The 1,433-nt window shown below is 43.5% G+C and carries 1 protein-coding gene; it reads left to right on the forward strand.

The window, feature by feature from the left end:
• The coding region (locus J7J01_05690; GenBank protein ID MCD6210368.1) for a DJ-1/PfpI family protein at nucleotides 1-730 on the forward strand (730 nt) is incomplete at its 5' end.
• Between the last annotated feature and the right edge of the window lie 703 nt (nucleotides 731-1,433).

The following is a 1,433-nucleotide window of genomic DNA, read 5'->3' on the forward strand; positions in this document are numbered from 1 at the left end:
TCTGGTTGCTTTATTCATGTCACTGAGCCCTGCCCCTGTAATGGGCAAGGAGCTTGAGGGTAAGCGTGTCTTGATGGTGGTAGCTCCAGAGGGGTACAAAGAGGATGAGCTATCGGTGCCTTCGGGCATATTTAAGGAGTTAGGCGCGGAGGTGGTGGTAGCGAGTACACGTACATGTACAGGCATAGCGCGTGGTATGTCAGGCGGAGAAGTGGCTGTAAATCTTTCAATTGGCGATGTGAACCTCTCAGAGTTAGAGTCAGAGTATGATGCGATAGTGATTGTAGGCGGTGTCGGCTCAATGCGATATCTGTGGGATGACAGCGACCTGAGGAATATGGTCAGAGCGGCTTATGATAGCCATAAGACGGTGGCTGCAATTTGTCTCTCGCCAGTGGTGCTGGCACGAGCGGGTATTCTGCAGGATAAAGAGTGTACGGCGTTCATAACAGCGAAGCAGGAACTGATAAAGAATGGTGGGAAGTATCTGGATAAAGGTGTGGTGGTCTCAGGTAATATAGTAACAGCAAAGGGACCGGAATATGCTACCGAGTTCGCTATTGCGGTCTCAAATGTGATGCTGAACAGTAGTAGTAACAGACCGTATGAGACGCCTTCACCGAACCCAGCAGCAGGCGGGTTCACTATGAGCTTAGTAGCTGTGGCTATTGCTGTTGCTGTTGTATCGGTTTCATTTGCATTGCGGTTGCGATTGCGGTGGCGGAGATGATTTGGAGTATTATGATAGCTGAGCTACATAAAAACCAAACCCTCGAGATTTCACAAGATTATAACGGAGCTATTAATTTAACCACTATCAATTCCAAACAAAACAGGGCTTAAAAAGCTAATTACCATCTACCATCTAATTTCACCAGCAATCGCTAATGGTTAATATGTTCGGGAAAGGTGCGAGCCCGAAATTATGAAAACAAGATTAAATGACATCATAAGAAAGGGACTACAAATGAAGAATGAAACCTTTAAGTTGTAAGGAAAGAAAGATAAAACTTCGATGTACTATATGAATGTTGAATGTGAACGAAGCAGGAAAAGAGGGAAAAGCAAAGGGGTGGGAGCGAATTTTGGTATATCTCTTCCCAAAAAAACCTGAACAGAACCAGGTGTGTTATGCACTTTGTAGCTGCTACAATTATCTTCTCGGTTATCTCATGCCCGTGTTGAAAAACAGATACATGTGTTCTATCTCCTTACTTGAAGTTCCTATAGTTATTTATATATCTTTTTTATACTCAAATAACAGCGGGAAAATATTTCCCGCGAACAGAAGTAAAAAAACTGAAAATTGAAATTAGAAATTAGGAGGTGAAGAAATAAAAAATGGAAGAAAAAGCGAAAGAGCTGAGCATTGTGGCAGTGATTTCGATACTGACGATTGTGCTTGCGATCAGTGTTGGAGTCGCCCAAGCGAG

It is taken from the genome of Methanophagales archaeon (genome assembly GCA_021159465.1).
Classification (GTDB): domain Archaea; phylum Halobacteriota; class Syntropharchaeia; order Alkanophagales; family Methanospirareceae; genus G60ANME1.